Annotated in this window: 14 protein-coding genes and 1 pseudogene; 14 read left to right on the top strand and 1 reads right to left on the bottom strand. The window is 73.8% G+C overall.

Going from position 1 to position 13,463, the window contains the following annotated elements; translation table 11 throughout:
* The 4 genes and pseudogenes from ABFC67_RS00165 to ABFC67_RS00150 all read left to right on the top strand — a co-directional run.
* Positions 1 to 182 (top strand): annotated as a pseudogene (locus ABFC67_RS00165) (uroporphyrinogen-III synthase); the annotation flags it as partial.
* 56 nt (positions 183 to 238) lie between these two features.
* Positions 239 to 1,315 (top strand): uroporphyrinogen-III C-methyltransferase, encoded by a 1,077-nt coding sequence (locus ABFC67_RS00160; protein WP_346736014.1) that lies wholly within the window; start codon positions 239 to 241, stop codon positions 1,313 to 1,315.
* A complete protein-coding gene (locus tag ABFC67_RS00155; RefSeq protein WP_346736013.1) occupies positions 1,312 to 2,583 on the top strand; it encodes a heme biosynthesis HemY N-terminal domain-containing protein in 1,272 nt (423 codons plus the stop codon). The genes ABFC67_RS00160 and ABFC67_RS00155 overlap by 4 nt, the downstream gene beginning before the upstream one ends.
* A 90-nt stretch (positions 2,584 to 2,673) precedes the next feature.
* Positions 2,674 to 3,090: a hypothetical protein gene (locus ABFC67_RS00150; protein WP_346736012.1), complete on the top strand. Its 417-nt coding sequence runs from the start codon at positions 2,674 to 2,676 to the stop codon at positions 3,088 to 3,090.
* Between the two features lie 12 nt (positions 3,091 to 3,102).
* Here the strand turns inward: ABFC67_RS00150 and ABFC67_RS00145 are convergent, their stop codons facing one another.
* The gene (locus ABFC67_RS00145) at positions 3,103 to 4,161 is read right to left on the bottom strand and encodes a CDP-6-deoxy-delta-3,4-glucoseen reductase (protein WP_346736011.1); all 1,059 of its coding nucleotides are present in this window, start codon (positions 4,159 to 4,161) and stop codon (positions 3,103 to 3,105) included.
* Positions 4,162 to 4,280: 119 nt separating this feature from the next.
* On the opposite strand from ABFC67_RS00145, the gene ABFC67_RS00140 reads away from it, so the two are divergent.
* From ABFC67_RS00140 to ABFC67_RS00095, 10 genes are all read left to right on the top strand, one after another.
* A complete protein-coding gene (locus tag ABFC67_RS00140) occupies positions 4,281 to 4,730 on the top strand; it encodes a hotdog fold thioesterase (RefSeq protein ID WP_346736010.1) in 450 nt (149 codons plus the stop codon).
* Between the two features lie 43 nt (positions 4,731 to 4,773).
* Positions 4,774 to 5,730, top strand: a complete 957-nt coding sequence (locus ABFC67_RS00135; RefSeq protein ID WP_346736009.1) for a serine/threonine protein kinase — start codon at positions 4,774 to 4,776, stop codon at positions 5,728 to 5,730.
* 114 nt (positions 5,731 to 5,844) lie between these two features.
* Entirely contained in the window at positions 5,845 to 6,300 is a 456-nt protein-coding gene (locus ABFC67_RS00130; protein ID WP_346736008.1) for a hypothetical protein, read from the top strand.
* Between the two features lie 299 nt (positions 6,301 to 6,599).
* On the top strand, positions 6,600 to 7,898 hold the full coding sequence (locus ABFC67_RS00125; protein ID WP_346736007.1) for a GGDEF domain-containing protein: 1,299 nt from the start codon (positions 6,600 to 6,602) through the stop codon (positions 7,896 to 7,898).
* Positions 7,899 to 8,019: 121 nt separating this feature from the next.
* Positions 8,020 to 9,405, top strand: coding sequence for a DNA recombination protein RmuC (gene rmuC / locus ABFC67_RS00120; protein ID WP_346736006.1), 1,386 nt, complete (start codon positions 8,020 to 8,022; stop codon positions 9,403 to 9,405).
* A gap of 37 nt (positions 9,406 to 9,442) precedes the next feature.
* Entirely contained in the window at positions 9,443 to 10,042 is a 600-nt protein-coding gene (folE, locus tag ABFC67_RS00115) for a GTP cyclohydrolase I FolE (protein WP_346736005.1), read from the top strand.
* A 148-nt stretch (positions 10,043 to 10,190) separates the two neighbouring features.
* Positions 10,191 to 11,435: a TCR/Tet family MFS transporter gene (locus ABFC67_RS00110; RefSeq protein WP_346736004.1), complete on the top strand. Its 1,245-nt coding sequence runs from the start codon at positions 10,191 to 10,193 to the stop codon at positions 11,433 to 11,435.
* A gap of 110 nt (positions 11,436 to 11,545) precedes the next feature.
* Positions 11,546 to 12,052, top strand: a complete 507-nt coding sequence (locus ABFC67_RS00105) for a DUF1993 domain-containing protein (protein ID WP_346736003.1) — start codon at positions 11,546 to 11,548, stop codon at positions 12,050 to 12,052.
* An 88-nt stretch (positions 12,053 to 12,140) separates the two neighbouring features.
* Entirely contained in the window at positions 12,141 to 12,953 is an 813-nt protein-coding gene (locus ABFC67_RS00100) for a DUF3014 domain-containing protein (RefSeq protein ID WP_346736002.1), read from the top strand.
* Between the two features lie 106 nt (positions 12,954 to 13,059).
* A complete protein-coding gene (locus ABFC67_RS00095) occupies positions 13,060 to 13,260 on the top strand; it encodes a hypothetical protein (RefSeq protein ID WP_346736001.1) in 201 nt (66 codons plus the stop codon).
* Positions 13,261 to 13,463 lie beyond the last annotated feature (203 nt).

Genomic DNA, 13,463 nt, shown 5'->3' with positions numbered 1-13,463 from the left:
CGCGGCTGCGCGCGGCGCTGCCCGCGCCGGCGTGGTCGCGCCTGGCCGGCGGCGTCGCCGTGGTCAGCAGCGCGCGCCTCGCCGCGGCCGCGCGCCGCGCCGGCTTCGCCGATGTCGCATGCGCGCGCTCGGCGCTGGCCGCCGACCTGCTCGCCGCCGCGACCGCCGCGCACGCGCGCTGAAGCGGCCGCGCCGCGCGGCTGGCGGCGCTTTCGCGTTCCGGGCTAGCATTGCGCGCATGAGCGACGCCTATCCCGGCTCCGATTCGGCGAGCCCCGTCCCCGCCTCTTCCACCCCGCGCCGCCGCGGCGCTTCCGCTTTGGCCCTGCTGCTGGCGCTGGCCGCGCTGGCGCTGGCCGGCTATGCCGCCTGGGGCAGTTGGCAGCGCGCGCGCAGCGACGCCGCCGCGCAGAGCGGCGGGCGCTCGCCGGCAGCGCTGGATGCGCGCGTCGCCACGCTGGAGGACGCGCTCACCGCGATGCGCCAGGAGCGCGGCGGCCTGCGCCAGCGCCTCGGCGACGCCGAAGCGGTCAACCGCTCGCTGCGCGAGGAGCTGCTCGGCCTGTCCGAGCGCGCGCGCAACCTCGAGGACGCGGTCGCCAACCTGTCCGAGAAGCGCCTGTCCGGCCACGACGCGATGCTGCTCGACGAGGCCGAGATGCTGCTGCGCATGGCCAAGGAACGCTACGCCCTGTTCCACGACGCGGAAGGCGCGCTGGCCGCCTACGACCTCGCCGACCAGGCGCTGTCCGGCGTCGAGGATCCCGCCTTCGCCGGCGTGCGCCAGAGCCTCGCCGCCGAGCGCGACGCGCTGGCCGCGGTCAAGCCGGCCGCGCGCGGCGTCGACCTCGCCGCGCTGTCGCGCCTGCGCGACGCGCTGCCGGAGCTGCCGCTGAAGCCGCTGGACATGCCGCGCACCGCGGGCGCGGGCGACGGCGCGTTCGCGCGCATCGGCCGCGCGCTGGCCGGGCTGGTGCGCGTCTCGCGCGACGACGGCGCGCCGCTGGCCAGCGCCGACGCGCGCTTCGCCCGCGAGCTGGCCGCGCTCGATCTCGCCGAGGCGCAGGCCGCGCTGCTCGGCTACGACCGCATCGCCTACGCCGCGGCGCTGAAGCGCGCGCTGGCCACGCTCGACCTGCAGTTCGACGGCCACGCCGAGGCGGTGGCCGCGGCGCGCGCCGAGCTGGCGCGCCTCGCCGCCGAACCCGCAACGCCGGCGGCGCCGCAGCTCGGCGCCGCGCTGAAGGAACTGCATGACCTGCGCGCGGTGCACGCGCTCAAGCCCGCGCGCGCCGCCGGCAAGGCCGCGCCATGAGGCCGTGGCGCTGGCTGCTGCTGCTGTTCGCGGTCGCCGCGCTGGCCGCGTTCGGCTGGCACTGGGTCGCCACCGATCCGGGCTACGTGCTGGTGCGCTTCCGCGGCGTGCGCATCGAATCCACGCTGGTCGCCGCGCTGGCGCTGATCCTGGTCGGCTGGGCCGCGTTGACCGTGCTCTGGCGCGCGCTGCGCTGGCCGTTCGGCGCGCTCTCGCGCCGGCACCGCCGGCTCAGCCGCAAGCGCCTGTCGGAAGGCCTGCTGGCGCTGGCCGAAGGCCGCTACGGCGAGGCCGACCGCGCGCTGGCGCGCGCCGCGCGTTACGCGCCGCTGCGCGCCACCGCGCTGCTCGCCGCCGCCGAGGCGGCGCACCAGCGCGGCGAGCCGGAGCGCGCGCTGGAAACGCTGGACGACGCTACCCAGGACGCGCCGCACGCCGCACGCGTGCTGCGCGCGCGCATCCTGCGCCGGCAGGGCCGCGTCGACGACGCGCTGGCGCTGCTGGTGCCGGAAGCCGAAACCGGCAAGCTGCCGCCGGCCGGCTGGCGTGAGTTGGCCGAGGTCGCGCTGCTGGCCGGCCGCACCGAGCGCGCGCGCAGCGCGCTGGAGCCGCTGCGCCAGAGCGGCGCGCTGGGTGCGCCGGGCTACGCCGAACTGGAAGCGCGCGTGCTCGCCGCGGCGATCGCCGCCGCGCCCGATGCCGCCGCGCTGAATGCGCTGTGGGCCGGGCTCGGCCGCGCGCAGCGGCAGGCGCCGACGGTGATCGCCGCCTACGCGCGCGCCGCCTCGCGCCGCGGCGCCACGCTGGCGGCGATGGACGAGGTCGAAGGCGCGCTGCGCCGCGCCTGGGATCCGCTGCTGGTCGCCGCCTACGGCGAGATCGCCGGCGACGACCTCGACGCGCGCCTCAAGCGCGCCGAAAGCTGGCTGGCCGCGCACCCCAACGACGCCGTGCTGCTGACCGCGCTGGGCCGCATCTGCGTGCGCCTGAAGCTGTGGGGCAAGGCGCACGACTTCCTCGATCGCGCGGTCGCGCTGGAGCCGAGCGCGACGGCCTGGGAAGCGCTGGGCGACGCCTGCGCCGGCCAGGGCGACCACGCCGCCGCCGCGCGCTGCTATCGCAACGCCATGCGCCTCGCGCGCCACGAGCCCACCGAACCGCTGGGCGGGCGCCCGGCGCGCATGGACACGCGCCCGATCGCGGTCGAGGAGCGCGACGAGCACGGCGTGCCGCGCCTGCCCGGCGCAGGCGGCAAGCCGGCGCGCTGAGCCGCGCCTGCTTGCGCCGGACGCATTGCGCGCGCCGCGGGTTTGTATGAGCATGCCCGGCGTTGTGCACCGGGTACCAGGGAAGGTCCTATGCTGCTGGATATCGCCGCCGCGCTGGCCGTGCTGCCGATCGGCCTGCTTGCGCTCGCCAAGTTCGACGCCTGGTGCGAGCTGCGCCACGGCCGTCGCTACTTCAGCATGACGCTGTTCGCGCCGACCCTCGGCGCGGCCGTGCTGCTCGGCCTCGGCCTGGGCGCGCTCGACGCGCAGCGCCTGCCGCCGACCATCGATTTCGCACTGCTCGCCATCGGCGCCGCGACCGGGCTGGCCGCCGTCGGCGTGCGCCTGCGCCGCCCGCACCGCCGCGCCGGATTCGCCGGCGAGCTGATCGAGATCGGCGTGTTCGCCCTGCTGGCCAACCTGAGCCTGCCGCTGCTGGCGCTGACCGCGGTGCTGTACGTCGGCGCGATGCTGGGCCTCGGTCGCGGCGCGGCGTTGCCGCGCTGACCGCGGGGCGGCCTAGAGCCCGTGGATGCCTGCGCGGTTGCGCAGGATCTGCGCGAGCACGTCGGGCGCGTAGTCGAACGAGTCGTAGTACAGCCGCTCCTCGGGCAGGCCGGCGTCGACGAAGCTGCGCCGGCCGGCGTCGATCATCGCCGGCGGGCCGCTCATGTAGACGTCGTAGCCGGCGAGGTCGGGGTGGTCCTCGAGCACCGCCTCGTGCACCAGGCCGGCGCGCAGCCCGGCGCGCGCGGCTTCCTCGGGGTCGGACAGCACCGGCGTGAAGTCCAGCGTCGGCGTCTCGCGCGCCCAGCGTTCGGGCAGCGCGCGCAGGTACAGGTCGGCCACGCCGCGCGCGCCCCAGTACAGGTGCAGCCGGCGGCGCGTGCCGAGGTGCAGGAAGTGCTCGGCGATCGCCTTCAGCGGCGCGAAGCCGGTGCCGCCGGCCATCAGGATCGCCGGGCGCTCGGAATCCTCGCGCGGCACGAACGTGCCGAGCGGGCCTTCCACGTGCAGCCGCTCGCCGACGCGCAGCGTGCCGAACACGTAGGAGGTGAAGCCGCCGCCGGCGACGTGGCGCACGTGCAGTTCGAGCGTGTGGTCCTCGTGCGGCGCGTTGGCAATCGAGAACGCGCGGCGCTTGCCGCCGTCCAGCAGCACGTCGAGGTACTGGCCGGGCAACCAGCGCAGGCGCGTGCCGTCGGCGGGCACGAGCCGCAGCCGCACCACGTCCGGCGCCAGCACGTCCTTGGCGGTCACCTGCAGGTCGAGCTCGCGGCGTGGAATGTCCTCGACCGAGGCGACCTCGCGCGCGGCGATCAGCAGGTTGCTGGTCGGCACCGCCTGGCACAGCAGCACCGCGCGGCGCGCCTGCTCGGCGGCGCTGAGCGCGGACGGCGGATTGCGCGGATAGTCGCAGGTGCCGCGCAGCAGCAGCGCCTTGCACGAGCCGCACACGCCGGCGCGGCACGAATACGGCAGCGCGAGGCCGGCGCGCTGCGCGGCCTCGAGCACGGTTTCGCCGGCGGCGACGCTGAAGCTGCGTCCGCTGGCCTGGAGGGTGACGGTGAACGGCACGGGTCCGTCCGCAGGGGCAGGCGCGCATTGTCGCCGAAACCGGCGCCGCGCCGAAATCGTGGCGCCGACGGCGCCCGGCGCGGACAATGCTTGTCCCCGATCGCGCCGGAGGCCGCGCCATGCCGCTGTGGAAGCAGGACACCGATCTCGCCCGCGTCAACGCCTGGAGCGAGCGCACCATGATGCAGGCGCTGGGCATCCGCATCACCGAGATCGGCGACGACTTCCTGCGCGGCACCATGCCGGTCGATGCGCGCACCCACCAGCCGTTCGGCCTGCTGCACGGCGGCGCCTCGGTGGCGCTGGCGGAAACGCTGGGCAGCACCGCGGCGCTGCTGACCCTCGATCCCGACAGCGAGGTCGCGGTCGGACTGGACATCAACGCCAACCACGTGCGCGCGGTGCGCGCGGGCACGGTCGTCGGCACCGCGCGGCCGCTGCACCTCGGCCGCAGCACGCAGGTGTGGGAAATCCGCATCGAACACGAGGACGGCGCGCTGGTCTGCATCACGCGCCTGACCATGGCGGTGGTGCCGGCGCGCGCGGTGACGCCGCGCGGGGCGGGATGAAACGCGCGCCATCCCTCCGCGACGGACCGGGGACGGCGCGCCGATGAGCGGCCGCGATCGCGAAACGCCTTATGCCGGACTTTCGCCGGACGTAGTGCTGGACGCCATCGCCGCGGCCGGGCTCGCCCCCGACGGCCGCCTGCTGGCGCTGAACAGCTACGAGAACCGCGTCTACCAGGTCGGCCTCGACGGCGGCGCCTTCGTGGTCGTCAAGTTCTACCGGCCGGCGCGCTGGAGCGACGCCGCGATCGGCGAGGAGCACGCGTTCGCGCTCGAGCTGGCCGAAGCCGAACTGCCGGTGGTCGCGCCGCTCGTATTTGCCGGCCGCACCCTGCTCGCGCACGCCGGCTTCCGCTACGCGATCTATCCGCGCCGCGGCGGCCGCGCGCCGTCGCTGGAATCGGCCGCGCACCTGGAATGGATGGGCCGGCTGATCGCGCGCATCCACGCGGTCGGCGCGCGCCGGCCGTTCCTGCATCGCGGCGCGCTGGACCGCGCGACGCTGGTCGCCGCGCCGACGCGCGCGGTGCTGGCCTCGCCGCTGCTGCCGGCCAGCCTGGCCGATGCCTACCGCGCGGCGAGCGCGCGCCTCGACGCCGCGATCGCCGCGCGCTACGCCGCGGTCGGCGCGCCGCGCACGCTGCGCCTGCACGGCGACTGCCACCCCGGCAACGTGCTGTGGACCGACGCCGGCCCGCACTTCGTCGACCTCGACGACGCGCGCATGGGCCCGGCGGTGCAGGATCTGTGGATGCTGGCCGCCGACGCCGCGGCGATGGACGCGCTGCTGGAAGGCTATGCGCAGTTCCGCGACTTCGATCCGGCCGAGCTGGCGCTGGTGCCGGCGCTGCGCGCGATGCGCCAGCTGCATTACGCCGGCTGGATCGCGGCGCGCTGGGCGGATCCGGCGTTCCCCGCGGCGTTCCCGTTCGCCGCCGAGGCGCGCTGGTGGGAGCAGCACGTGATCGACCTCGACGAGGCGGCGCAGGCGCTGGCCTGAAGCGGCCGGGACCCCTCCCGCCATCGCCGCGCAACCGGCCGGTGGGGCGGCTTCGGCCGCGGCCGCGCGGCGGCCTGCTACCATCGCGCGCTTTGCGACCGACGGACGACGACGATGCGCGAGTGGCTGCTGCGGGCGGTGGGCGTGCTGGAAATCGTGGGCGGCGCGCTCGGCCTCGAAGCGGCGCTGCACCGCCTGCTCGCCGTGCGGGCGCCGCTGACGGTGCTCGCCGCCGCGGTCGCCGCGCTGTTTTTCGCCTGGGCGCTGCTCGCCGGCGTGCTGCTGATCGCCGGCAGCGAGCGTGGCCTGCGCTGGTCGCGCTGGGTGCAGTTGCTGCAGGTGCCGGTGCTGAGCAGCACGATCGCCAGCTACGCCGTGCACGTCGGCGCCGCGGTGCTGGTGCTGGCCGGTTTCGCCTGGCCGCCCGCGTGGTCGCTGCACGTCAGCGGGCTGTCGCACGGCTGGCTGATCGGCGTGCTGGGCGCGGCGCCGTACGGCAGCCGCATCGGCGTCGACGCGCTGGCGCTGCTGGCGTACCTGGTGCTGCGCCTGGCCGGCGGCCGCGCCTGAGATTGCCTCCGCAACGCGTCGCCATCTGCGCCGCGCGCACGTCGCGCGCAGCTTCCGCATGCTCCGTTCCTTGCCCGTGCAAGGATGCGCCCGCATCGCCCGAATGCGGCGCGATGCGGCTTCCCGGGCGAAGCCGGATGCGTCCCGGAATTCCCGCGTAAACGTGCTGCCGCCGCTGTAAACAAACGTGCCCGTGCCGGAACGCGGTCACGCTCGCGCAGGCACGCCGCACGACGATGCCCTAAGCTGGCGCCGTTCCTGCATGTCGGGAATGCGTGGCTGCAAAGGGGGGGGCACGCATGCACATCGACTTGCCCACGGTAATCACCGTGGGGTGGATCCAGGCCCTGTCCATGGGCCTGCTGCTGTGGCTGGTCATGGGCGCCTATCCGGGCGCCGCCCGGCGCAGCCTGCGGGTGTGGATCGGCTCGCTGCTGCTGCAGGCGGTCGCCTGGCTGCTGATGCCGTATGCCGGCCACCACGTCGAGCAGCCGCTGCTCGGGCTGCTGGTCAACACGATGCTGATAAGCGCGTTCGGCCTCGGCGCCTACGCGCTGCGCATGCTGGTGAGCGCACCGCCGCACCGCCAGCGCATGCTGGCGCTGGGCGCGGCCACGATCGCCGGGATCGCGTGGTACCAGCTCGTCGATCCCGACTACGCCGCGCGCGCCTACCTGTTCTGCGTCGGCACCGCCGCGTTCGCGCTGGCCGTGCTGTGGCCGCTGCGCCGCGCCTGGCTGCACCACGGCCACCGCGCCTACCGCGTCACCATGCTGGTGATGCTGGCGGTGCTGGGCGTCGAGATCTGGCGGATCGTCGAGCTGATGGCGACCGTGGCTCCCCCGGCCTCGATGTACGACGCACGCGCGTCCGACCTGGCGCACATGGTGCTGATGGCGACGCAGCCGGCGCTGGCCAGCACCGCCTTCCTGCTGCTGTACTACGAGGCCGCGCACGCCGAGCTGCGCCGGCTGGCGCGCATCGACCCGCTGACCGGCATCAGCAACCGCCGCGCCCTGGCCGAACACGCCGCGCGATTGATCGCCGCGGCGGCGCGCGACGGACGGCCGTTCTCGGTGCTGATGATCGATGCCGACCACTTCAAGCGCGTCAACGACCGCCACGGCCACGGCGTCGGCGACACGGTGCTGTGCGCGCTGGTCGCGCGCATCCAGCGCACGCTGCGCGGCAGCGACGAGATCGGCCGCACCGGCGGCGAGGAGTTCGTGATCCTGCTGCCCGCCACCGGCGCGGCCGAGGCGCGCGACGTCGCCGATCGCGTGCGCGAGACGGTCGCCGCCGCGCCGTTGCGCGGCGCCGGCCAGGCGGTGGACCTGACCCTGTCGATCGGCGTCGCCACCTACCGCACCGGCGATCCCAACCTCGACGCCCTGCTGCAGCGCGCCGACGCCGCGCTGTATGCCGCCAAGCACGGCGGCCGCAACCGCGTCGTCGGCCCCGACGCCGGCGCGACGCCGGTCGGCAAGCGCGCCGGCGACCACGCGCCGGCGCGCGCTGCCCATGCGCACGCGGCCGCGGCGCCGGCGGACGCGCCGTCGCGCGACGCGGCGGAACCCGATTCGCAAGCTCCCGACTAGTTCCGCCCGGACCGCCCGGCGCGCGCGCAGCGTGCCGGCGGCCCGTGCTAGCGCCGGCCCGGCGCAGCGGCTGAGACGCGCCGGGCTACACTGGCGGCAATCCGTACCGGGAACGCCGCGCATGTCCGTCACCGCCCTGCTGCTGGTCCTGACCGTCGCCGTCGCCGCCGTGCTGGCGCTGCAACTGGTCGCGCTGCTGCGCGGCCGCGGCGACGCCTCGCTGGCGGCGCGCATCGACGCGCTGCGCGGCGACAGCGACCGCATCGAGCGCGCACTGCGCGAGGAACAGCGCGCCGGCCGCGGCGAGCTGGCGCAGTCGTTCGAGCAGTTCCGCGGCCACGTGCAGCAGCAGCTCGAGGCCGCCAACGCGCGCCAGCACGAGCGCATCGAGGGCGTCGGCAAGCGCATGGACCAGCTCGCCGAGCGCACCGACCGCGGCATGCAGCAGTTCGCCGACACCCTGCAGCAGCGCCTCGCCGCGCTGGCCGAACACAACCAGCAGCGCCTCGGCGAGGTGCGCGGCACGCTGGACGCGCAGCTGAAGGCGCTGCAGCAGGACAACGCGCAGCAGTTGGAAAAGATGCGCGCCACCGTCGACGAGAAGCTGCAGGCGACGCTGGAGACGCGCCTCGGCCAGTCGTTCAAGCTGGTGTCCGAACGGCTTGAAGCGGTGCAGCGCGGGCTGGGCGAGATGCAGACGCTGGCCAGCGGCGTCGGCGACCTCAAGCGCGTGCTCAGCAACGTGAAGACGCGCGGCACCTTCGGCGAGGTGCAATTGGGCGCGCTGCTGGAACAGATCCTGGTCGCCGACCAGTACGCGGCCAACGTGGCCACCGTGCCGTCCTCGAACGAGCGCGTCGAGTTCGCGATCCGCCTGCCTGGCATGAGCGACGACGCGCCGGTGTGGCTGCCGATCGACGCCAAGTTCCCGCGCGAGGACTACGAGCGCCTGCTCGACGCGCAGGAGCGCGCCGACGTCGAGGCCGCCGCCGCCGCCGCCCTCGCGCTGGAGCGGCGCGTGCGCGACGAGGCGAAGACGATCCGCGCCAAGTACGTGGCGCCGCCGCATACCACCGACTTCGCGATCCTGTTCCTGCCCACGGAAGGGCTGTACGCCGAGGTGATCCGCCGGCCCGGCCTGTTCGAGACGCTGCAGCGCGAGCACCGCGTCACCCTCGCCGGCCCGACCACGCTGACCGCGCTGCTGAACAGCCTGCAGATGGGCTTCCGCACGCTCGCCATCGCGCAGCGCAGCAGCGAGGTGTGGCAACTGCTCGGCGCGGTCAAGACCGAGTTCGGCAAGTTCGGCGGCATCCTGGATACGGCGATCAAGCAGGTCGATACCGTGGGCAAGACGCTGCGCAAGGCCACCGGCAAGACGACCACCATCGCGCGCAGGCTGCGCGACGTGGAGTCGCTCGACGGCGAGGCCGCGCAACGCCTGCTCGGCGAACCGGCGGCCGCGCCCGAGGCGGCCGAAAACGAAGACGACAGCGGCGTCGGCTGACCGGCTACACTGCCGCATCCCCTGCAGGAGACCTGCCATGGCGCAGAAGAACAAACCGTCCGCCGTCACCCGCGAAGCCGCCGAGGAGGCGGTGCGCACGCTGCTGCGCTGGGCCGGCGAGGATCCCGCGCGCGAGGGCCTGCTCGACACGCCAGCGCGCGTGGTCGACGCCTACAGCGACTGGTTCTCCGGCTATGCCATCGACCCGGCCGAATACCTCGGCCGTACCTTCGAGGAGGTCGCCGGCTACGACGAGATGGTGGTGCTGCGCGACATCCGCTTCGAATCGTTCTGCGAGCACCACATGGCGCCGATCTTCGGCCGCGCCCACGTCGGCTACCTGCCGACCGACAAGGTGGTCGGCATCAGCAAGCTGGCGCGCGTGGTCGACGCCTACGCGCGGCGCTTCCAGGTGCAGGAGAAGCTGACCGCGCAGATCGCGCACTGCATCGGCAAGGTGCTGCAGCCGCGCGGCGTGGCGGTGGTGATCGACGCGCAGCACCAGTGCATGACCACGCGCGGCGTGCACAAGCGCGGCGTGTCGATGATCACCAGCCAGATGCTCGGCGCATTCCGCGACGACGCGCGCACCCGCGCCGAGTTCCTGCGCTTCATCGACATCGACAGCCACAGCTAGCGATGCTCTGATCCATTCCGCGCGGCGACCCGGCCGCAAGAACGGCGTGCGATCCGCCGGGAGCCGCGCCGGCGCCGCCACGCGTGGGCCGTGCCGAGTCCGTACAATCGCGCCTTCGCGTGCCCTGCCGGCCCCGCCCCTGCTCCGAGTGCCGTTCATGCCCACCAGCGCCCCCCTGCGCCGCGCCGCGGTGATCTTCATCTTCGTGACCGTGCTGATCGACATCCTGTCGTTCGGCATCATCATTCCCGTGCTGCCGCACCTGGTCGAACGGCTCGCCGGCGGCGGCATCGCCCGCGCGGCGATGTGGGTGGGCGTGTTCGGCACGCTGTTCGCGCTGATCCAGTTCGTGTGCTCGCCGATCCAGGGCGCGCTGTCCGACCGCTTCGGCCGGCGGCCGGTGATCCTGCTGTCCAACCTCGGCATCGGCGTCGATTTCCTGTTCATGGCGCTGGTCAACACGCTGCCGCTGCTGCTGGTCGGCCGCTGCATCTCCGGCATGACCGCGGCCAGCTTCACCACCGCCAACGCCTACATCGCCGACGTCACGCCGCCGGAAAAGCGCGCGGCCAGCTACGGCCTGCTCGGCTCGGCGTTCGGCATCGGCTTCATCATCGGCCCCGCGCTGGGCGGCTTCCTCGGCAACTGGCACCTGCGCGCACCGTTCTGGGCCGCGGCGCTGCTGGCGCTGGCCAACTTCTGCTACGGCTGGTTCATCCTGCCGGAAGCGCTGCCGCCGGAACGGCGCAGCGCGCGCTTCGACTGGGCGCACGCCAACCCGCTCGGCGCGCTGTTCCTGCTGCGCCGCTATCCGCAGGTGTTCGGCCTGGCCACGCTGGTGTTCCTGTCCAACCTCGCGCACTACGTGCTGCAGAGCGTGTTCGTGCTGTACGCCGACTACCGCTACGGCTGGGGCGCGCAGACGGTCGGCTACACGCTGGCGCTGGTCGGTGCGTGCAACGCGTTCACCCAGGCATGGCTGGTCGGCCGCCTGGTGCCGCGCATCGGCGAGCGGCGCACGCTGCTCGCCGGCCTGGTATTCGGCACGTGCGGCTTCGCGGTGATGGGCCTCGCCACCAGCGGGCCGATGTTCCTGCTCGGCATCCCGCTGCTGGCGCTGTGGGGGCTGGCCGGGCCTTCGACGCAGGCGCTGATGACGCGCCAGGTCGACCCGCACGAGCAGGGTCGCCTGCAGGGCGCGATCACCAGCCTGGCCAGCCTCGCCGGCATCTTCGGCCCGGCGCTGTTCACCCAGGTGTTCGCCGCCTCCATCGGCGCGTACGCGGGCCTGCACCTGTCCGGCGCGGCGTTCCTGCTGTCCGCGCTGCTGCTGATGCTGGGCCTGGCGCTGGCGCGGCGCTTCACCCGCGCGCCGGCGCCGCTGCCTGCGTGAGCCGTCGCGAGAGGCGCGCCGCCGCGCCTGCCGCTTCATCGGCGGCGCTACACTGGCGTGTCGCGCGGCCGGCCGGCCGCGCTCTTTCACCGTACCGACAGGAGTTTGTCATGACGCTTTCGATGTACCAGGCCTCGGTGCCCGTGTTCGTGCGCGCGCTGTCCAACCTCGCCCACGTGCTGAAGAAGGGCGAAGCGCACGCCCAGGCGAAAGGCATCGCCCCCGAGGTGCTGCTGCAGTCGCGCCTGTATCCCGACATGTTCCCGCTGACGCGCCAGGTGCAGATCGCCACCGACATGGTCAAGAACGGCGCCGCGCGCCTGGCCGGCGTCGAAGCGCCGAAGTTCGAGGACAACGAGAGCAGCTTCGCCGAGCTGTACGTGCGCATCGAGCGCGCGATCGCGTTCCTGAACTCGCTGAAGCCGGAACAGCTCGACGGCAGCGAGGCGCGCGCCATCCACGTTCCGCGCCGCTCCGGTGCGCTGGACCTGCAGGGCCAGCCCTACCTGCTCGACTACGTCTTCCCCAACTTCTTCTTCCATTGCACCACCGCCTACGACATCCTGCGCCACGGCGGCGTGGAGATCGGCAAGATGGATTTCATCGGGGCGTTCTGAAGCGCGCGCCGGCGCGGCGGGCCGGCGCGGAACGATCCGCGCCGGCGCGCGTCCAATCCCCTGTCCGGTTGACCGAACGGAGATGGCGATGAGTCAGCGAAGCTCGGGCTGGTGGTGGACCGCGGGCGTGGTCGTCGTCGCCGCGGCGATCGCGGGTTGGCTGTACTACGCGCACCAGAAGGCGCAGACCGCTGCGCCGCCGGCGGCGGCAACGCCGGCGCCGGCCTCGACCGCACCGCCGCCGATCCGGCATCCGATCGAACGCGTCGCCGGCGGACCCGCGCCCGCCTCGACCGCGCCGCTGCCCGCGCTGGGCGACAGCGATGCGGCGGTGCTGCAGGCGCTGTCCGCGCTGCCCGGCGCCGACGGGCTGCAGGCACTGCTGCTGCCGCAGGCGATCATCCCGCGCATCGTCGCCACCGTCGACGCGCTGCCGCGGCGTCAGCTCGGCACGAACATCGTGCCGCTGCGCGCGCCGCCGGGGACGTTCCAGGTCGCCGAAGCCGGCAGCCGGCGCGTGATCAGCGACAGGAACGCCGAGCGCTACGCGGCGTACATGCGCCTGGTCGGCGCCGTCGACACCCGCGCGCTGGTCGCGTGGTACGTGCACTACTACCCGCTGTTCCAGCAGGCGTACCGCGAGCTGGGCTATCCCAAAGGTTATTTCAACGACCGCCTGGTCGCGGTGATCGACCACCTGCTGGCCGCGCCGCAGCCGGCGCCGCCGATCGCGCTGGAGCAGCCGAAGGTCCACTACACCTACGCCGACCCTTCGCTCGAAGCGCTGTCCGTGGGGCAGAAGGCGATGATCCGCGTCGGCGCCGACAACGAGGTGAGGCTCAAGGCCAAGCTGCGCGAACTGCGCGCGGCGCTGGCGGGACAGCCGCTGCCGGCACGCTGAACGCGCCGGATGAACGCACGGACGGGCATTCCGTCCGGCACTTCCCCGCGGCACGCGGCGGTACGATGGTGCGACCGTCGCCGATGGCCTGCGTGCGAGGACGCCGATGCTGACCTTCCTGCTGTGGCTGCTGCTGTTCGTGGTGTGCTGGCCGCTGGCCCTGCTGGCGCTGCTGCTGTATCCGATCGTGTGGCTGCTGCTGTTGCCCTTCCGCCTGCTCGGCATCGCCGTCGAGGGCGTGTTCGCGTTCCTGCACGCGCTGTTGACGCTACCGGCGCGGGTGCTGCGCGGGCCGACCCGGCAATAGGACGGCCGCACACGCCCATCGCCGAAGAACAGGCGTCGTGCGTAGCCTCGGTCTCCAAACAACCGATCCTTCAGGACAAGGCGCCGGAACAACGACGAATCTTTACAATAGGCGGGAATAACTTTTCAATCCAGCCGGACCGGTTTAGAGTTCGGCCGCATGCCCAGGCCCGATCGCTCCGCCGAAATCGACGCCGCCCTGCT

Origin of the sequence: Mizugakiibacter sp. (assembly GCF_039680435.1) — a bacterium.
In the GTDB taxonomy this organism is placed as follows: Bacteria; Pseudomonadota; Gammaproteobacteria; order Xanthomonadales; family Rhodanobacteraceae; genus Mizugakiibacter.
Note: the sequence above shows the minus strand (reverse complement) of the source record. Positions and strands in the feature narration are given on the sequence as shown.

Coding starts and splice junctions, on each gene's coding strand:
- ABFC67_RS00160 (WP_346736014.1), top strand. CDS start 239: ATGAGCGACGCCTATCCCGGCTCCGATTCGGCGAGCCCCGTCCCCGCC.
- ABFC67_RS00155 (WP_346736013.1), top strand. CDS start 1,312: ATGAGGCCGTGGCGCTGGCTGCTGCTGCTGTTCGCGGTCGCCGCGCTG.
- ABFC67_RS00150 (WP_346736012.1), top strand. CDS start 2,674: ATGCTGCTGGATATCGCCGCCGCGCTGGCCGTGCTGCCGATCGGCCTG.
- ABFC67_RS00140 (WP_346736010.1), top strand. CDS start 4,281: ATGCCGCTGTGGAAGCAGGACACCGATCTCGCCCGCGTCAACGCCTGG.
- ABFC67_RS00135 (WP_346736009.1), top strand. CDS start 4,774: ATGAGCGGCCGCGATCGCGAAACGCCTTATGCCGGACTTTCGCCGGAC.
- ABFC67_RS00130 (WP_346736008.1), top strand. CDS start 5,845: ATGCGCGAGTGGCTGCTGCGGGCGGTGGGCGTGCTGGAAATCGTGGGC.
- ABFC67_RS00125 (WP_346736007.1), top strand. CDS start 6,600: ATGCACATCGACTTGCCCACGGTAATCACCGTGGGGTGGATCCAGGCC.
- rmuC (WP_346736006.1), top strand. CDS start 8,020: ATGTCCGTCACCGCCCTGCTGCTGGTCCTGACCGTCGCCGTCGCCGCC.
- folE (WP_346736005.1), top strand. CDS start 9,443: ATGGCGCAGAAGAACAAACCGTCCGCCGTCACCCGCGAAGCCGCCGAG.
- ABFC67_RS00105 (WP_346736003.1), top strand. CDS start 11,546: ATGACGCTTTCGATGTACCAGGCCTCGGTGCCCGTGTTCGTGCGCGCG.
- ABFC67_RS00100 (WP_346736002.1), top strand. CDS start 12,141: ATGAGTCAGCGAAGCTCGGGCTGGTGGTGGACCGCGGGCGTGGTCGTC.
- ABFC67_RS00095 (WP_346736001.1), top strand. CDS start 13,060: ATGCTGACCTTCCTGCTGTGGCTGCTGCTGTTCGTGGTGTGCTGGCCG.